The organism is Phenylobacterium ferrooxidans (genome assembly GCF_042714595.1).
Taxonomy (GTDB): domain Bacteria; phylum Pseudomonadota; class Alphaproteobacteria; order Caulobacterales; family Caulobacteraceae; genus Phenylobacterium; species Phenylobacterium ferrooxidans.
In genome coordinates this window covers 25,558-41,046 of record NZ_JAOTJD010000004.1, presented here as the reverse complement: position 1 = coordinate 41,046, position 15,489 = coordinate 25,558, and the positions used below count along the sequence as shown (strand labels likewise).

Below are 15,489 nucleotides of genomic sequence, written 5' to 3'. Positions count from 1 at the left end.
ATGCAAGCACTTCGCACCGCCGCGACCGGCATGGCTGCCCAGCAGCTCAACGTCGAGGTCATCTCCAACAACATCGCCAACATGAACACCATTGGCTTCAAGCGCCAACGGGCCGAGTTCCAGGATCTGCTCTACCACACCCTGGAAAGGGCCGGGGCGCAGTCGTCGGACCAGGGGACCATCGTCCCCACCGGCGTCCAGGTGGGCGGCGGTGTGAAGACCGGCTCGGTCTACCGCATCACCGAGCAGGGCTCCCTGACCGCCACCGGAAACCGTTATGACGTGGCCATCGAGGGCCGCGGTTACCTGCAGGTGCTCAAGCCCTCCGGCGAGACCGCCTACACCCGTGCCGGCAATCTCTCGGTCAATGACCAGGGCCAGCTCGTCACCGAGGACGGCTACCAGCTGCAGCCCGCGATCACGATCCCGGGCGACGCCACCGACGTGATCATCTCCAAGTCCGGACAGGTCCAGGTGACCAAGGCCGGGGCCACCACGCCGGAGACGGTCGGCAACTTGGAACTGGCCACCTTCGTCAACGAGGGCGGGCTGGAAGCCATCGGCGACAACCTGTTCATGGAGAGCGGCGCCTCGGGCGCGGCCACCACCGGGGCCCCCGGTTCCACCGGGTTCGGCGGCCTGCTGCAGGGCTATACCGAGGCCTCCAACGTCGACGCGGTCACCGAGATCACCTCCCTGATCGTGGCCCAGCGCGCCTATGAGATGAACTCCAAGGTCATCTCCTCCGCCGACCAGATGCTGCAGGCCGCCAACCAGTTGAAGGGCTAGGCTGATGCGCACCCTGATCCTCGCCGCCCTCCTGTCCCTCGCCGCGGCCCCGGCCCTCGCCGGCCAGGCCGTGACCCTGAAATCCGAAACCCTCGACGCCGACGGCCTCATTACCCTGTCGGACCTGTTCGACGGGGCGGGCTCGTCCGGCAAGGTCGCCGTCGCGACCCGGCCCGGGACCACCGCGGTCCTGGACGCCGGCGCCGTGCAGCTCGCGGCCCGCCGCGCCGGCCTCGACTGGGCCAACGCCGAGGGCATCCGCCGCATCGTCGTCCGCGCCGGAGCCGACGGCGGCTTCAGCGCGCCGGCCGCCCGGGGCAATGTCGAAGTCCTCACCTATGCCCGCAGCCTGTCGGCCGGCGAGATGGTCCACCCCCAGGACGTGGTCTGGGCCAAGGCCGCCGGCGCGCCTGCCGACGCGCCCCGCGACGCCGACGCCGTGATCGGCATGGCCGCCAAGCGCCCGCTCCGCGCCGGGGCCGCCGTCTCGCTCCGCGACGTCTCTTCGCCCCAGGTGATCAAGGCCGGCGACGCCGTCTCCGTGCTCTATGAGGCCGGCGGGGTCAGCCTGTCCCTCGACGGCAAGGCCATGGGCGCGGCCGGGATCGGCGACACTGTCTCGATCCAGAACACCGCCTCGAAAAAGGTCATCCAGGCCACCGCCAGCGGACCCGGCCAGGCCGTGGTTGGCCCCGCCGCCGACCATCTCAGGTCACTGGGCCGCGCCCAGTACGCCCAGCGTTAGAAAGCACCCGTCCCATGCGTCTGTCTGCTCTCGCCGTCGCCGCCCTCATTCCGCTGGCCGCCTGCTCCACCGTCAAGGAGGCCGTCGTCGGCCCGACCCTCGCCCCGGTGGGCTATCCCGCCGCCCTGGTGGCCCAGGAGCAGGTCTATATGGCCAGCAACCAGAGCCAGCCGGCGTCGGCCAATTCTCTGTGGCGCTCGGGCGCGCGGGCCTTCTTCATCGACCAGCGCGCCGCCCGAACCGGTGACATCCTCACCGTCCAGATCGACATCAACGACAGCGCCCAGACCTCGAACGCGTCGAACAGCCGGCGAACCTCCGGCATGGAGGCCGCCGCGCCGTCGCTGTTTGGCCTGTCGGGCAGCCTGGGCCGGCTGTTGCCGCCCGGAACCGACCTGGCCGCTGGCATCGAGACCAATTCCAACATGTCCAATTCCGGCTCCGGCGCGGTGACGCGGGCCGAGAAGATCTCCCTGACCATCGCCGCGGTGGTCTCGGCGGTCCTGCCCAACGGCAACCTGGTGATCCAGGGCACCCAGGAGGTGCGCACCAACGCCGAGGTGCGCCAGCTCACCGTGGCCGGCATTGTGCGCCCGGAGGACATCTCCTCCTCCAACACCATCAAGCACACCCAGATCGCCGAGGCCCGGATCAGCTACGGCGGCCGCGGCGACATCAGCAGGGTCCAGAAAACGCCTGCTGTGCAGTCGCTGGTGGAGCGTTTCACCCCGTTCTGACACCTTTGAAACCTTAGTGGGGCGGCGGCGTTTCCTCTCTTGAACGGGAGCGTCCAATCATGAAGCGCCGCGCGATCATCGGACTGGGCATTTCCTGCCTATTGGCTTCCTGCGCCCACCAGGGTCAGAGCAGCATGCCGGGCATGGCCTGGTCGCTGAACCACGCGGAGGGCGAGGGCGCCAAGCTGGCCTATGGCCAGCCGCAGAGCGACAACGTCCTGATCATGATGACCTGCCAGCCTCGCTCGGGTCGGGTCCTGGTTTCCATGAACGCCCCGTTGGACGCGCACACCGACGCCATCCACCTGGCCTCGAAGCGCAACAACAGCCGCCTGGCCGCGGTCGCCACCCCCGGCATGGGGGATGGCGCGGTCTATGTGGAGGCCCACGCGCCGGTCACCGACCGCGCCCTGGCCAGCTTCGCAAAGACCGGTGACCTGTCCGTGGTCACGAAGGGCCGCAAGGCCGTCATGCCGGTGAGCGGGGCCGAGCGCGGGGCCGTCGACGGCTTCTTCGCCTCCTGCCGCGCCTAGAGGCTGCCCGATTGCGGTGCTAGCGTGGCCGCATGAAGCTCGCCCTCGCCCTGTTCCTGCTGACCGCCACCGCCGCCCAGGCCCAGGACGGCCGCGTCTGGACCCTCGCCAACGACAAGACCCTGCCCGAGGTGGCCCTGGTCTATGGCGCTCCCAATTCCGATGATCTGGTGATGACCCTGCGCTGTCCGCGCGGGACAGGTCAGGTCACCGCGGCCTTCCTCGTCGAGGCCAGGCTGGCTGATCGTCGGGAAAACGAAGTCTGGGTCGACAAGATCGGCCGGCCCGCGCCCTGGCCCACCAGCGTCACCCTGGCGTCCGGCCTCGCCTCGGCCACCCTGCGCGGCCAGGCCAGCGCCGACGATCTGAATGGCGGCTCCCTGCTCTCGGCCGAGGTCGCCACCCGCGCGCCGGTCATAGCGGCCTTCAAGAAGACTGGCGTCATGACCCTGACGGGCCTCGGCGAAACCAAGAGCGCGCCGCCTGTCCCGCTGAAGCAGGTCCGGCCGTTCCTCAGCGCCTGCCGCTAGAAGCCTAGGCCCGGCGTCCCGCGCCGGCGGCGGAGACATTGTCCACGCCCATGGCGTTGAGCGCGCCACGCACAATGCCCTCGGCGTCGAGGCCGGCCTGGGCGTACATGATCTCGGGCTTGTCGTGGTCCTGGAAGATGTCAGGCAGCACCAGGGTGCGCACCTTCAGGCCGCGATCCAGGGCGCCATGCTCGGCCAGGGCCTGCAGCACAAAGGCGCCGAAGCCGCCCATCGAGCCCTCCTCCACCGTGATCAGGGCCTCGTGCTCGCGGGCCAGGCGCAACAGCAATTCGATATCCAGCGGCTTGGCGAAGCGGGCGTCGGCCACCGTGGTGGAGAAGCCCCGCGCGCCGAGCAGGTCGGCGGCCTTCAGGCTCTCGGCCAGACGGGTGCCCAGGGACAGGATGGCAACCGTGGTCCCTTCGCGGACGATGCGGCCCTTGCCGATCTCCAGGGGGGCGGCGAAGTCGGGGATGGCCACGCCCACGCCCTCTCCGCGCGGATAGCGGAAGGCCGAGGGTCGGTCGTCGATGGCCACGGCGGTCGCCACGGCGTGGGCCAGTTCGGCCTCGTCGGACGGCGCCATCAGGATCATGCCCGGCAGGGCGCCCATGAAGCCGATATCGAAGGAGCCGGCATGAGTCGGACCGTCGGCCCCCACCAGGCCCGCACGGTCCATGGCGAAGCGCACGGGCAGGCGCTGAATGGCCACGTCGTGGACCACCTGGTCATAGCCGCGCTGCAGGAAGGTCGAATAGATGGCGCAGAATGGCTTCATGCCGTCGGCGGCCAGGCCCGCGGCGAAGGTCACCGCGTGCTGCTCGGCGATGCCGACGTCGAAGGTGCGCTCGGGGAAGCGCTTTCCGAACAGGTCGAGACCAGTGCCCGAGGGCATGGCGGCGTTGATGGCGATGATCTTCGGATCGCGCTCGGCGTGCTTGATCAGCTCCTGGGCGAAGACCTTAGTGTACTGCGGCGCGACCGGGGCGGACTTGGCCTGCTGGCCGGTCACCACGTCGAACTTCACCACCGCGTGCAGCTTGTCGTCGGCGCTCTCGGCCGGGGCATAGCCCTTGCCCTTCTGCGTCACGACGTGAACCAGCACCGGGCGGTCGGTTATCTCGCGCGCGTTCTTCAGGATCGGCACCAGGGCGTCCATGTCGTGCCCGTCGATGGGGCCCACATAGTAGAAGCCCATCTCCTCGAAGAAGGTGCCGCCAGTGACCATGCCGCGGGCGTATTCCTCGGCCTTGCGCGCGGCTTCCTGCAGCGCCTTGGGCAGAACCCGCGCCATCGACTTGCCCAGATGGCGCAGGGACTGGTAGCCGCCGCCGGAGACCAGCCTCGCCATATAGGCGCTCATCCCGCCCACGGGGGGCGCGATGGACATGTCGTTGTCGTTGAGGATGACGGTGAGCTGGCCCGTGGTCTCGCAGGCGTTGTTCATCGCCTCATAGGCCATGCCGGCGCTCATCGAGCCGTCGCCGATCACGGCCACCACCCGGTTGTCCTTGCCGTGGGCGTCGCGCGCCGCGCAGAAGCCCAGGGCCGCCGAGATCGAGGTGGCCGCGTGGGCCGCGCCGAAGGGGTCGTATTCGCTCTCGCTGCGCTTGGTGAAGCCCGACAGCCCGCCGCCCTGGCGCAGGGTGCGGATGCGATCGCGGCGGCCGGTGAGGATCTTGTGCGGATAGGCCTGGTGGCCCACGTCCCAGATCAGAATGTCGTCGGGGGTCTGGTAGACATGGTGCAGGGCCACGGTGAGCTCGACCACGCCCAGGCCCGCGCCGAAGTGCCCGCCGGTCTGGGACACGACATCAATCATCTCGGCGCGCAGTTCGTCCGCCAGCTGCTTCAGCTCAGAAGCATTGAACCCGCGCGTGTCGGCGGGAGAGGCGACCTTGTCGAGCAGAGGCGTGCTTGGCGGCATGTTACGCGGACAAATCTCTTGAAATCAGTTTCGGCGCTCTAGCACGAAATCCACACTCGCTCGCAGGAATTCAGCCCGGCGACCGAAGGGATCCAGGTGCGCCTTGGTCTGCTCGACCAACAGATTCAACCGCTCCCGGGCGGCGTCCGCGCCCAGCAGGGTGACGTAGTTGGTCTTGCCCTTGGCGGCGTCCTTGCCGGCCTTCTTGCCCAGCACGGCGTCCTCGCCGTCATGGTCGAGCAGATCGTCGACGATCTGGTAGGCCAGGCCCAGGTCCTGGGCGAAGCCCATCAGGGCGTGACGTTCGCCCTCCCCGGCATGGGCCATGATCAGCGGCAGTTCGAAGGAGACCGCGATCAGGGCGCCGGTCTTCAGGCGCTGCATCCGGGCCACGGCGCCCAGGTCGTCGCGCACCCCCAGCAGGTCGATCATCTGGCCGCCGCACATGCCCCTGGCGCCGGACGCCTGGGCCAGGCGCAACACCATCTCGGCGCGGACATTGCCGTCCTTGTGGGTGTCGGGATGGGCCAGAATCTCGAAGCCGGCGGCCTGCAAGGCGTCCCCGGCCAGGATGGCGGTGGCCTCGTCATAGGCCACGTGAACTGTGGGCCGGCCCCGGCGCATCTCGTCGTCGTCCATGGCCGGCAGGTCGTCGTGCACCAGGCTGTAGGCGTGCACACACTCCACGGCGCAGGCCGCACGCAGCACCGGGCGTTCGTCCAGATCGAACATCTTGCCGGTCTCGATGGCGAAGAAGGGCCGTAGCCGCTTGCCGGGCCCGAGCGCCGCGTAGCGCATGGCCTCGGTCAGCCGGGCCTCCGGCCCCTCGGCGCGGGGCAGCAGCTCGTCCAGCGCGACGGTGACCAGGTCGGCGGCCTCGGTCAGCCGGTGGGCAAGCTCGGACATCAGGTGAATTCCGCCGCCTCGACCCCCGGGGCGCCGTCAGCGCCCATGACGATCTTTTCCACTCGCAGGCGCGCGGCCTCGAGCCGGGATTCGCAGTGCGCCTTCAGCTTGGCGCCGCGCTCGTAGAGTTCGATCGATTGCTCCAGGGGGGCCTGGCCCGACTCCAGCTGGGCCACGATCTTCTCAAGCTCGGCCAGGGCCAGCTCGAACGAAAGCCCATCGATGTCAGCGGCGTCGGCCATGTCGGTTCCTGAAGGTGAGCGTGCCAACCTAGAGAGGCCCGCCGCGCCCTGCAACGGGGCGCCCGTGGTTAGGCGGCCGACAATGCGCGGACGTGAGCCAGGGCCGAACGGCCCAGGGCCTCCAGGCCGTAGCCGCCCTCCAGGGACGACACCATCCGCCCCTGGCTGTGCTTGCGGGCCACCGAGGCGATGGCCCGCGTCGCCCAATCGAAGTCCGGCGCCTCCAGGTTCTGGAAGGCGTCGCCGACGGGATCGTAGGCGTGGGCGTCGAAGCCGGCCGAGATCAGGATCAGGTCGGGGGCGAAGGCGTCGACATGGGGCATGAGGCTCTCGAAAGCCTTGCGCCAGTCCGCCGCCGGCGCGCCTGGCGCAACCACCGCGTTCTTGATGTTGCCGGGCGCCGCCTCGTCCGGATGGCCGGTGCCGGGCCACATGGGCCACTGCTGCACAGAGGCGAAGAACAGGTCCTCATGGCCGGCGAAGGCGGCCTGGGTGCCGTTGCCGTGATGGACGTCGAAATCCACCACCGCGACCCGCTTCAGGCCGCAGGACTGGGCCACCCGGGCGGCGACCGCGATATTGGAGAAGATACAGAAACCCATCGGCCTGTGCGGCTCGGCGTGGTGGCCCGGCGGGCGGACAGCGCAGAAGGCCCTTTGCTGCTCGCCGGCGGCCACGTCCCGCACCGCCTGGACGACGGAGCCGGCGGCGCGGCGCGCGGCGTTCAGGCTGCCCGGCGACATGTAGGTGTCCTCGTCCAGCATCAGCATCCCCTGGCGGGGTGCGGCCTCGAAGATGGCCTGGACGTACATGGGCAAGTGGACCCGCGCGAGATCACTTGGTTCAACAAGCGGCGCGTCGCGGGGCTCGAGATCCAGGTCCGAGGCGTCGCTGAGGGCGTCGATCACGGCGGTCAGCCGTTCGGGCCGCTCGGTGTGCCTGGCGCCCGGGCGGTGGTCGAGCATGTCCGCATGGGTGTAGAGCGCGACAGTCATCCGAATCGATCCTAACCCCGAAACCGCTCCGAGCCGAATGTCCGAGATCACGATCCGCCGCGCGGTCCCCGCCGACGCCCCCGTCCTGGCCGATCTGGCCGCCCGGACCTTCAGCGACACCTTCGCCCACCTCTATGACCCGGCCGACCTCGCCGCCTTCCTCGAGGCCTCCTACAGCATCGCGGCGATGGCCGCCGACCTTACCGATCCCGCCAAGGCGCTCTGGTTGGTGGAGGCTGCTGGCGAGGCCGTCGGCTACGCCCAGTGCGGCCCCTGCGAACTTCCGCATGCGGAGGTCACATCAAGCTGTCGCGAACTTAAGCGCCTATACCTCCTGAAGGCCTTTCAGAACGGAGGGCTGGGCGGACGGCTGTTTGCGGAGGCCCTCGCGTGGATGGAAGCGGGCGAGGCCCGCGACCTGTGGATCGGCGTCTGGTCTGAAAACCATGGGGCGCAGCGGTTCTACCAGCGCGCGGGATTCGAAAAGGTCGGCGAGTACGGATTCAAAGTCGGGTCAACGACAGACCGGGAGTTCATTCTGAGGCGTTCTGCGGATAGGTTTTCTAACAAAGCCCTTAGAAAGGCCGGTCCCGTTGCAGGCGAAGCCAACTGAACGCCGATAATCGAAGAATTATTGCGGGGATTTAAGGTTCTACGCTTTGACGAGGCTCCCGGCTTTTGCGAGTTTGGCGTCAATCATCGCAGTAGCTGAAAGCGACGGGTGGGATGTTGAGAATTGGATATGTCCGGCTGCGTGACGAACGCTCGGCGGACGATACGGCGACGTTGAAAGCAATCGGGTGTCACGTGGTCCGGGCCGAGGAGCCTGCCGGCCCGATGACCGATGAGTCCACGGTCTTGTCCTCGATCCTCGACTTCATTGGCGAGGGCGATCAGTTGGTCGTGACCCGCCTCGAACATCTTGCCGGGTCCAGCCGCAACGTCCTCCAGGTGATCGACAAGCTCGAGGAACGCCAAGCCAGCCTCTACATCGTGGAGCCCGAGATCTGCAGCGAGGGCGAAGGCGGCCGGGCCCTGCGCGCGGCCCTGCAGGCGGTGCTCTCTGTCGAACCCCTGGGCATGCACCGGCGCCCGCGCGGCCGTTCAGCCATCGACGACATCCGCGCCCTCCAGGCGGCCGGGGTCGGCCCGGTGGAGATCGCCCGCCGCCTCGGCGTTTCGCGCATGACCGTCTGGCGCAAGCTGCGCGAGGTCGAAAGCCGCGCCGACGCCTGACCTGCTGCACAGCCCGGCGGGGAGGAGCGCCTGCCTACGGCGCTTTAGGACCTGTGCGGACGCGCCATACTGGACAGACGGCGCGCGGGCCTCCATCTTCGAGGATCAAACAATCGTTCGTCCCCCTATTAGGGAAGCCTGCCATGTTCATGCGCTTTTTCACCGAGCTTCGGGAAGCCAAGGTCCCGGTGACGCTGAAAGAGTACCTCATGCTCATGGAGGCGCTCGACAAGGTGGTCATCGAGCGCACCGTCGACGAATTCTACTACCTGTCTCGCTCGGCCCTGGTGAAGGACGAGAAGAACCTCGACCGCTTCGACCAGGTTTTCAGCCATGTCTTCAAGGGCTTGGAGAAGGTCGACGGGATCGGCGTCTCCGACATTCCGGCCGAGTGGCTGAAGAAGCTCTCAGACCAGTTCCTCACCGATGAGGAGAAGGCGCAGATCGAGGCCATGGGCGGCTTCGAGGCGCTGATGGAAGAGCTCGCCAAGCGGATGAAGGACGCCAAGGAAGGCAAGGGCGAGGGCGACGAGGGCAAGGGCGGCATGGGCCCCAAGGGCGACTCGCCCTTCGGCGCCAACGGCTACCACCCCGAGGGCGTGCGCGTCGGCCAGGACAAGGGCCGCCACGGCAAGGCGATCAAGGTCTGGGACAAGCGCGAGTACAAGAACCTCGACGACTCCGTCGAACTGGGCACCCGCAACATCAAGGTGGCCCTGCGCCGCCTGCGCCGCTGGGTGCGCGAGGGCGCGCCTGAAGAACTGGACATGAACGCCACGATCCGCGGCACCGCGGAAAAAGGCTATCTGGACATCAACCTGCGCGCCGAGCGCCGCAACAAGATCAGCGTCCTGATCTTCTTCGACATCGGCGGCTCGATGGACAGCCACATCAAGGTCTGCGAGGAACTGTTCTCAGCGGCCCGTTCTGAATTCAAGAACATGGAATTCTACTACTTCCACAACTGCCTCTATGAGAGCGTCTGGAAGGACAACCGCCGACGCCACGCGGAGAAGCTGAACACCTGGGATATTCTCCATAAATATTCCCACGACTACAAAGTCATCTTCGTCGGCGACGCCACCATGAGCCCCTACGAGATCACCTATCCGGGCGGCTCTGTGGAGCACTGGAACGAGGAAGCCGGCGCGGTCTGGATCGACCGGGTGGCCGGCATCTACGAGAACATGGTCTGGCTGAACCCCACCGCCGAACGGCACTGGGACTACACCCCCTCGATCGAGCTGATGAAGCAGCTGGTGGGCGACCGGATGTATCCGCTGACCATCGAAGGCCTCGACAAGGCGATGCGGGAACTCTCGCGCTAAAAGGGTCGCAGGCGGACAATCGTTTGCGGCACGCATTAGCCTGCTAAGCTGTTCGCGAACCTTGAGGATTCGCCTGTGACCGATCCGGTGCCGGCCAACGACCCTGATCCGCCCAACGAGGCCGCCACCAAGGCTGCGGTCTTCGCCGCCGCCGAGCGGTTGTTTGCCTTGCACGGCTTCCAGAACGTCTCGGTGCGCGACATCACCGCCGAGGCCGGGGTCAACCTCGCCTCGGTGAACTACCACTTCGGGTCCAAGGACGCCCTGCTGTTCGAGATCTTCCGGCGGCGCACCGGGGAGTTGAACCGGGAGCGGGCCCGCATGCTTCACGAGGCCCGCGACCGCCACAACGGCAAGCCGCCGGTGCGCGACATTCTGGCGGCGCTGTTCACTCCGCCGCTGAAGTGGGCCTCGCCCGAGAACGACCGGCGGATCTCGGTGCAGTTCATCATCCGCTCCCGCAGCGAGGGGACGGCGGAGATGCGCGAGGCCCTGACCAACGACGTCTCGCACCTGGCCCGCTTCGCCGACGCCCTGATCGCGGCGCGGCCGGATCTGCCGCGCGAGAGCGTCTACTGGCGGCTGCACTTCTGCCTTGGCATGGTCCACAACAACCGCTTCGCCGAGTTCGACCGCCTGCACGTACTGTCGGACGGAGCCACCCGCGAGAGCGACATCGATGGCCTGCTGAAGCGGATGCTCGACTTCGCCGAGGCCGGCTTCCTGGCCTAGGGTGGCGCCCGCCTTCGTCGGCCGGGTCTATCTGTTCAAGGCGCTGGACGCCTTCGTCCTGATCTACCCGCTCTACACCGTGATGTTCGTCGACCATGGCCTGACGCCAGTCCAGGTGTCGGCGACCCTGATGGCCTGGTCGATCACCGCCTTCATCCTGCAGATTCCGTCCGGTGTCCTGGCCGACCGCTATTCGCGGCGCTGGATCCTGGCCGGCGCGCAGATGCTGCGGGTGATCGGATTCCTGGTCTGGATCGCATCTCCCAGTTTCCTGAGCTGCCTGGTGGGGATGATGCTCTGGGGGGCCAAGAGCGCCTTCACCAACGGGGTGTTCGAGGCGCTGGTCTATGACGAGCTGCACGGCGAGGGGCGGGCCGATGATTACAGCCAGGTGATCGGCCGCGCCCAGGGGGTGGGCTTCGCCGCGGTCCTGGCCGCCTCGCTCAGCGCCTCGGTCTCGGTGCAGTTCGGCTACACCGCGATCCTGTGGGCGAGCGTCGTCGTGGTGCTGGGGGCCGCCGGCGCGGCGGTCGCCCTGCCCCGGGCGCGCAAGACGCTGCGCACGAACCGGCACTATCTGGCGCTGCTGAAGCAGGGCTTCCAGACCGTGGCCGGCGCGCCGCTGATCCTTGGATTCATCGCTTTCGCCGCGCTGAGCAACGCCTTTGGCGGTGGGCTTGAGGGGTTCTGGCCGATCTTCGGATCGGAGACGGGATTGCCCGCCTCCCAGGTCGCCCTCTTCGTGGCCGCGATCAGCGCCGCCCAGGCCGGCGGTTCACTCACCGCCCACCGCTTGCGCCGGGCGACGACCTCGGTGTTCTTCGCCCTGTTCGCGGCCATCGGCCTGCTGATCACCGGGGCGGCGGTCAGCCTGCAGCCCTGGTCAGTGGCCCTGATCATCCCGGCCGCCGGGCTCTTCAAGGTGGTGGACGTCAACTTCGACGCCCGCCTGCACCACGCCATCCCGACGGAGACCCGGGCCACCATCGCCGCGGTGAAGAGCTTCTCGGGCCAGGTCATCATGACCGGCATGCTGATGACGTTCGGCCTCCTGGCCCAGGGGGTGTCCTACCGGGCCGCCTTCATGGCCTGCGGCGCCGCCATCGTCCTGATCGGCCTTGGCGCCCTGGTCCGGAACCGGCTCAGGCCGCCAGCCCCCACGCAAACCTGAGATCCTGGACGAACAGGGCGTAGGCCTTAGCCTTCGCCGCGGCGTCGGGCACGCGCAGGAGGTAGGAGGGGTGATAGGTCACCACCCCCTGGGCCTGATCTGGCAGCTGCAGGGCGATCCCGCGGTTCTTGCCGATCGGCGTGGCCTTGCCGAACACGCTGAGGGCCGCCGTGGCGCCCAGGGCGACCACCACGCGGGGCCCGATGAGCCTGCGCTCTGCGTCCACCCACCAGCGACAGGCGGTGACCTCGGACGGACTGGGCGTCTGGTGGATGCGGCGCTTGCCGCGTAGCTCGTGCTTGAAGTGCTTCACGGCGTTCGTGACATAGGTCTCGGTGCGGGGCACGCCCGCCTCGGCGAGCGCCTTGTCCAGCACCTGGCCCGCGGGGCCGACGAAAGGCCGACCGGCCAGATCCTCCTGGTCACCGGGTTGCTCGCCCACCAGCATCAGGCGGGCGTGGGCGGGGCCTTCGCCGGGCACGCCCTGGGTCGCGTCCTTGTAGAGCCGGCAACGGCGGCAGGCGTCGACGCCAGCGGCCACCTCCTCCAGGCTCTGAGGCGCCAGCGCGTCATAGGTGGCGTCGCGGGCGGTCTTGGCCATCTGCCGGATCACGCGGTTCGGCTGGCTGGGAGCTTGGGCGACCATCAGGTTTGTCCGGCCCTCGGCGGCGGCGATCAAATCAGGAATGAGCCGCGCCTCCGGCAGGTTCCGCCAATAGCGCTTGGGCATCTCCTTGGTCATGGCGTCGACCTTCAGCCGGGCCGGGTTGAAGATCGAGGCGTAGTAGGTGCGCCAATAGTCCTCCAGGGCGTCCTCCCCCGGCGCGTCAGCCGGGTCGGCGCCGGGAGTGACCGCCAACTGCGCGCCGTTCCAGTGGATGCAGCTGTCCGGCGTCAGGATCGACCAGATCATGTTGGCGAAGCGCTTGGCGAAGAAGGGCGCGACCGACTCGGTCACCCGATGGGCCGGTTCGAACCAGGCGGCGTAGGCCTCCGGGTCGACGCCCACGGCCCGGAAGCGGACAAAGGCCTTCATCTTGTGAGCGGCCTTGCTGACCTGGCGGGCGAAGTCGTTGGCGCGGGCCACATCAGGGTCGGTGGCGATGCGCAGCAGGTTTGGCTCGGCCGCCATGCGCCAGAGCATCCGGTACAGCAGGGAAAACCGCTCGGCCGAGCGGTGCAGGATCACAGCCTCGGCCAGCTCCAGGAACTCGCGGCTGACCGTGAAGCCGCCTGGCGCTGGCGCCGCAAGGGGCTCTGGATCGGCGAACAGGTCGCCCTCCCCGTCCACGGTCCAGATCACGGTGTCGGGCGACGCGCCCTGGCCGCGCAGGCTCCGCGCCGCCTCGCGCCAGCCTGCGAAGTCGATCTCCGACGCCAGCCGGACGACGCGCATCAGAACAGGCTCAGCTGGGTCGGAGGCGCCAGCCGCGCCCGCAGGTCGGCCTTGTCGGTGAGCGCGCCCGGCCGCCAGTCGGCGGTGACAATGAAGGGCTTCAGCTTGTCGAGCCGGCGCGTCAGGCGCTTCACGTCCTCCAGGGTCAGCTGCTTGTAGCGGCGGATGTCGATCATGCGTTCGACGCTGCGTACGCCCAGGCCCGGCACCCGCAGCATGGTCTCGCGCTCGGCGGTGTTGAGGTTGACGGGGAAGTCGCCGCGATTGCGCAGGGCCCAGGCCAGCTTGGGGTCGATGTCGAGGTCCAAATCGACACCCTCAACGGTGATCTCGTCGTGGGTGAAGCCGTAGAAGCGCATGAGCCAGTCGGCCTGGTAGAGGCGGTGCTCGCGCATCAGGGGCGGGCGGACCGGGGGCAGGCGCGAGGTGGTGTCGGGGATGGGGCTGTAGGCCGAGTAGTAGACCCGGCGCATCCCGTAGGCCCCATAGAGGCCGGCGCTCTTGGCCAGGATCTCCCCGTCGGTGGCGGCGTCGGCGCCGACGATCATCTGGGTGGACTGGCCAGCCGGGGCGAACTTGGGAGGCTTGGTTTTCCCAATTTTTTCAGTGGTTTGATCGATACCCAGGCGGACTCGACCCATGGCCTTCTTGATACCGACCGCGTCCTTCTCGGGCGCAAGGTCGGCCAGGCTGGCGTCGCGGGGCAGCTCGACATTGATGGAGATGCGGTCAGCGTAGAGGGCCGCCTCATTGACCAGGGCCGGAGACGCCTCGGGGATCACCTTGAGGTGGATATAGCCCCGGAAGTCGTGGTCGATCCGCAGCGACTTCGCCACCCGGACCATCTCCTCCATGGTGTAGTCGCCGCTCTTGATGATGCCCGAGGAGAGGAACAGGCCCTCGATATAGTTGCGCTTGTAGAAGGACAGGGTCAGGTCGACGACCTCGGCCACCGTGAACCGGGCGCGTGGGGTGTTGGAGGACACCCGGTTGACGCAATAGGCGCAGTCATAGACGCAGAAATTGGTCAGCAGGATCTTCAGCAGACTGATGCAGCGGCCGTCTGGGGCATAGGCGTGGCAGATGCCCATGCCGCCGTCCGTAGAGCCGACGCCTTTCCCGCCCATTGAGTCCCGCTTCACCGTCCCGGACGAGGCGCAGGAGGCGTCGTACTTGGCGGCGTCGGAGAGGATTTCGAGTTTGCGCTTCAGCGTCAGGGCCACCATGCGATGACCCTAATGTTCTCATTTTGTTCTGTAAAGTTGCGGCCTATTGTGAAGCTGCGGAATTCCGCGACGGAGCGCCCTGCTCCCTCAAAACCTCGCGAACACATCCTCGCAGCCAACGGTGCGCCGCGTCGGCATCCATCCGGGGATGCCAGAGCATCGAGACGGTGAATTCAAGCGCAGGCAGGGGAAGCGTGAAACTGAACATCCCCTGGCGAAGCGTCGCGGTGTGGCGATCGGGTACGGTCGCGACAAGGTCTGACTCCCTCGCCAAAGTCAGGGCCGCCGAAAAGCCGCTGACGATGGCACCGACATTCCGCCCCGGCGCGGACGGAAGGAACGGAAGATCAACTGCGCCGCTCTCAAGGCCGTTTCGCGAGACGATGACATGCTGCGCGTCGGCGTATCTGGCGGCGGTCAATTTGCCGGTGCTCAGCGGGTGAGCATCACGGACGACGCCTACCAACCGATCCCGGAACAGCGCCTGGGTGCGCACCTCCGGCCCAAGAGATTCCTCGATGACGCCCGTTTCCAAGTCGACGCGGCCGTCGCGGAGCGGTGAGCTGTCCTTGTCCGGCTTTTGCATGAAGTTGAGCCGCACCCCCGGCGCTTCCCTGCCGACCCTCGCCAAGAGGCCGGGACCAAAGCTCTCAACGAAGCCGTCGCTGGCGCGAAGCGTGAAAGTCCGAACGAGGCCCGCGAGATCAAGTCTCTCATCGGGGCGCAGGACAGCCTCGACCTCCAGCACCAAGTCGTGGACCCGCCCGCGCAGGGCCAGGGCGCGCGGCGTGGGCGCCAATCCCCGACCAGCCCGGACCAACAGCGGGTCGCCGGTCGTTTCCCGAAGCCGGGTCAGGGCTCGGCTCATCGCCGATGGGCTGAGCCGCAGCCGCTTGGCGGCGCCCACAACGCTCCCTTCCGCCAGGAGGGCGTCCAGGGTGATGAGGAGGTTCAGGTCGGGCGCCGGCATGTTCCAAGCATATACCCGAATGCAGC

General features: G+C 67.9%; 17 protein-coding genes. 10 read left to right on the top strand and 7 right to left on the bottom strand.

All coding sequences use genetic code 11. The features are described from left to right. Genes flgG through OCL97_RS03365 form a run of 5 tightly spaced genes read left to right on the top strand, consistent with a single transcriptional unit; the run spans position 1 to position 3,334 of the window. Positions 1-789 (top strand): flagellar basal-body rod protein FlgG, encoded by a 789-nt coding sequence (gene flgG / locus OCL97_RS03385; protein ID WP_304782025.1) that lies wholly within the window; start codon positions 1-3, stop codon positions 787-789. Positions 790-793: 4 nt separating this feature from the next. Further along, entirely contained in the window at positions 794-1,534 is a 741-nt protein-coding gene (gene flgA, locus OCL97_RS03380) for a flagellar basal body P-ring formation chaperone FlgA (RefSeq protein WP_305336826.1), read from the top strand. Positions 1,535-1,548: 14 nt separating this feature from the next. Continuing rightward, positions 1,549-2,271 carry a flagellar basal body L-ring protein FlgH gene (flgH, locus tag OCL97_RS03375; protein ID WP_377367605.1) on the top strand — a complete coding sequence of 241 codons (723 nt, stop codon included), beginning with the start codon at positions 1,549-1,551 and terminating at the stop codon, positions 2,269-2,271. A gap of 59 nt (positions 2,272-2,330) precedes the next feature. After that, on the top strand, positions 2,331-2,804 hold the full coding sequence (locus tag OCL97_RS03370; RefSeq protein WP_377367603.1) for a hypothetical protein: 474 nt from the start codon (positions 2,331-2,333) through the stop codon (positions 2,802-2,804). Positions 2,805-2,836: 32 nt separating this feature from the next. Further along, on the top strand, positions 2,837-3,334 hold the full coding sequence (locus OCL97_RS03365) for a hypothetical protein (RefSeq protein ID WP_377367601.1): 498 nt from the start codon (positions 2,837-2,839) through the stop codon (positions 3,332-3,334). A 4-nt stretch (positions 3,335-3,338) separates the two neighbouring features. On the opposite strand, the gene dxs is transcribed toward OCL97_RS03365, so the two are convergent. From dxs to OCL97_RS03345, 4 genes are all read right to left on the bottom strand, one after another. Further along, entirely contained in the window at positions 3,339-5,261 is a 1,923-nt protein-coding gene (gene dxs / locus OCL97_RS03360; protein ID WP_377367599.1) for a 1-deoxy-D-xylulose-5-phosphate synthase, read from the bottom strand. A gap of 24 nt (positions 5,262-5,285) precedes the next feature. After that, the gene (locus tag OCL97_RS03355; RefSeq protein ID WP_377367597.1) at positions 5,286-6,167 is read right to left on the bottom strand and encodes a polyprenyl synthetase family protein; all 882 of its coding nucleotides are present in this window, start codon (positions 6,165-6,167) and stop codon (positions 5,286-5,288) included. After that, a complete protein-coding gene (locus OCL97_RS03350; protein WP_304782001.1) occupies positions 6,167-6,409 on the bottom strand; it encodes an exodeoxyribonuclease VII small subunit in 243 nt (80 codons plus the stop codon). The genes OCL97_RS03355 and OCL97_RS03350 overlap by 1 nt, the downstream gene beginning before the upstream one ends. Positions 6,410-6,477: 68 nt before the next feature. Then, entirely contained in the window at positions 6,478-7,404 is a 927-nt protein-coding gene (locus tag OCL97_RS03345; RefSeq protein WP_377367595.1) for a histone deacetylase family protein, read from the bottom strand. A gap of 37 nt (positions 7,405-7,441) precedes the next feature. Between OCL97_RS03345 and OCL97_RS03340 the strand changes: the two genes are divergently transcribed. The 5 genes from OCL97_RS03340 (at position 7,442) to OCL97_RS03320 (ending at position 11,871) form a co-directional block, all read left to right on the top strand. Next, entirely contained in the window at positions 7,442-8,017 is a 576-nt protein-coding gene (locus OCL97_RS03340; RefSeq protein WP_377367593.1) for a GNAT family N-acetyltransferase, read from the top strand. Between the two features lie 113 nt (positions 8,018-8,130). Next, positions 8,131-8,640, top strand: a complete 510-nt coding sequence (locus OCL97_RS03335) for a recombinase family protein (RefSeq protein ID WP_377367591.1) — start codon at positions 8,131-8,133, stop codon at positions 8,638-8,640. Between the two features lie 143 nt (positions 8,641-8,783). Further along, on the top strand, positions 8,784-9,968 hold the full coding sequence (locus tag OCL97_RS03330) for a vWA domain-containing protein (RefSeq protein ID WP_304781989.1): 1,185 nt from the start codon (positions 8,784-8,786) through the stop codon (positions 9,966-9,968). Between the two features lie 75 nt (positions 9,969-10,043). Then, positions 10,044-10,700 (top strand): TetR/AcrR family transcriptional regulator, encoded by a 657-nt coding sequence (locus OCL97_RS03325; RefSeq protein WP_377367588.1) that lies wholly within the window; start codon positions 10,044-10,046, stop codon positions 10,698-10,700. 1 nt (position 10,701) lies between these two features. Next, positions 10,702-11,871, top strand: a complete 1,170-nt coding sequence (locus OCL97_RS03320; RefSeq protein ID WP_377367586.1) for an MFS transporter — start codon at positions 10,702-10,704, stop codon at positions 11,869-11,871. Here OCL97_RS03320 and OCL97_RS03315 read toward each other — a convergent pair. From OCL97_RS03315 to OCL97_RS03305, 3 genes are read right to left on the bottom strand one after another with little or no spacing between them, the layout of a single operon-like run. After that, entirely contained in the window at positions 11,843-13,267 is a 1,425-nt protein-coding gene (locus OCL97_RS03315; protein ID WP_377367584.1) for a UdgX family uracil-DNA binding protein, read from the bottom strand. The two genes, OCL97_RS03320 and OCL97_RS03315, sit on opposite strands and share 29 nt — an antisense overlap. Beyond that, positions 13,267-14,493 carry a putative DNA modification/repair radical SAM protein gene (locus OCL97_RS03310; protein WP_377367582.1) on the bottom strand — a complete coding sequence of 409 codons (1,227 nt, stop codon included), beginning with the start codon at positions 14,491-14,493 and terminating at the stop codon, positions 13,267-13,269. The genes OCL97_RS03315 and OCL97_RS03310 overlap by 1 nt, the downstream gene beginning before the upstream one ends. Before the next feature lie 43 nt (positions 14,494-14,536). Continuing rightward, positions 14,537-15,463 (bottom strand): LysR family transcriptional regulator, encoded by a 927-nt coding sequence (locus OCL97_RS03305; RefSeq protein ID WP_377367580.1) that lies wholly within the window; start codon positions 15,461-15,463, stop codon positions 14,537-14,539. Between the last annotated feature and the right edge of the window lie 26 nt (positions 15,464-15,489).

Bases quoted from the DNA above. Each gene is read 5' to 3' on its own strand.
- flgG (WP_304782025.1), top strand. From the start codon at position 1: ATGCAAGCACTTCGCACCGCCGCGACCGGCATGGCTGCCCAGCAGCTC.
- flgA (WP_305336826.1), top strand. From the start codon at position 794: ATGCGCACCCTGATCCTCGCCGCCCTCCTGTCCCTCGCCGCGGCCCCG.
- flgH (WP_377367605.1), top strand. From the start codon at position 1,549: ATGCGTCTGTCTGCTCTCGCCGTCGCCGCCCTCATTCCGCTGGCCGCC.
- OCL97_RS03370 (WP_377367603.1), top strand. From the start codon at position 2,331: ATGAAGCGCCGCGCGATCATCGGACTGGGCATTTCCTGCCTATTGGCT.
- OCL97_RS03365 (WP_377367601.1), top strand. From the start codon at position 2,837: ATGAAGCTCGCCCTCGCCCTGTTCCTGCTGACCGCCACCGCCGCCCAG.
- dxs (WP_377367599.1), bottom strand. From the start codon at position 5,261: ATGCCGCCAAGCACGCCTCTGCTCGACAAGGTCGCCTCTCCCGCCGAC.
- OCL97_RS03355 (WP_377367597.1), bottom strand. From the start codon at position 6,167: ATGTCCGAGCTTGCCCACCGGCTGACCGAGGCCGCCGACCTGGTCACC.
- OCL97_RS03350 (WP_304782001.1), bottom strand. From the start codon at position 6,409: ATGGCCGACGCCGCTGACATCGATGGGCTTTCGTTCGAGCTGGCCCTG.
- OCL97_RS03345 (WP_377367595.1), bottom strand. From the start codon at position 7,404: ATGACTGTCGCGCTCTACACCCATGCGGACATGCTCGACCACCGCCCG.
- OCL97_RS03340 (WP_377367593.1), top strand. From the start codon at position 7,442: ATGTCCGAGATCACGATCCGCCGCGCGGTCCCCGCCGACGCCCCCGTC.
- OCL97_RS03335 (WP_377367591.1), top strand. From the start codon at position 8,131: ATGTTGAGAATTGGATATGTCCGGCTGCGTGACGAACGCTCGGCGGAC.
- OCL97_RS03330 (WP_304781989.1), top strand. From the start codon at position 8,784: ATGTTCATGCGCTTTTTCACCGAGCTTCGGGAAGCCAAGGTCCCGGTG.
- OCL97_RS03315 (WP_377367584.1), bottom strand. From the start codon at position 13,267: ATGCGCGTCGTCCGGCTGGCGTCGGAGATCGACTTCGCAGGCTGGCGC.
- OCL97_RS03310 (WP_377367582.1), bottom strand. From the start codon at position 14,493: ATGGTGGCCCTGACGCTGAAGCGCAAACTCGAAATCCTCTCCGACGCC.
- OCL97_RS03305 (WP_377367580.1), bottom strand. From the start codon at position 15,463: ATGCCGGCGCCCGACCTGAACCTCCTCATCACCCTGGACGCCCTCCTG.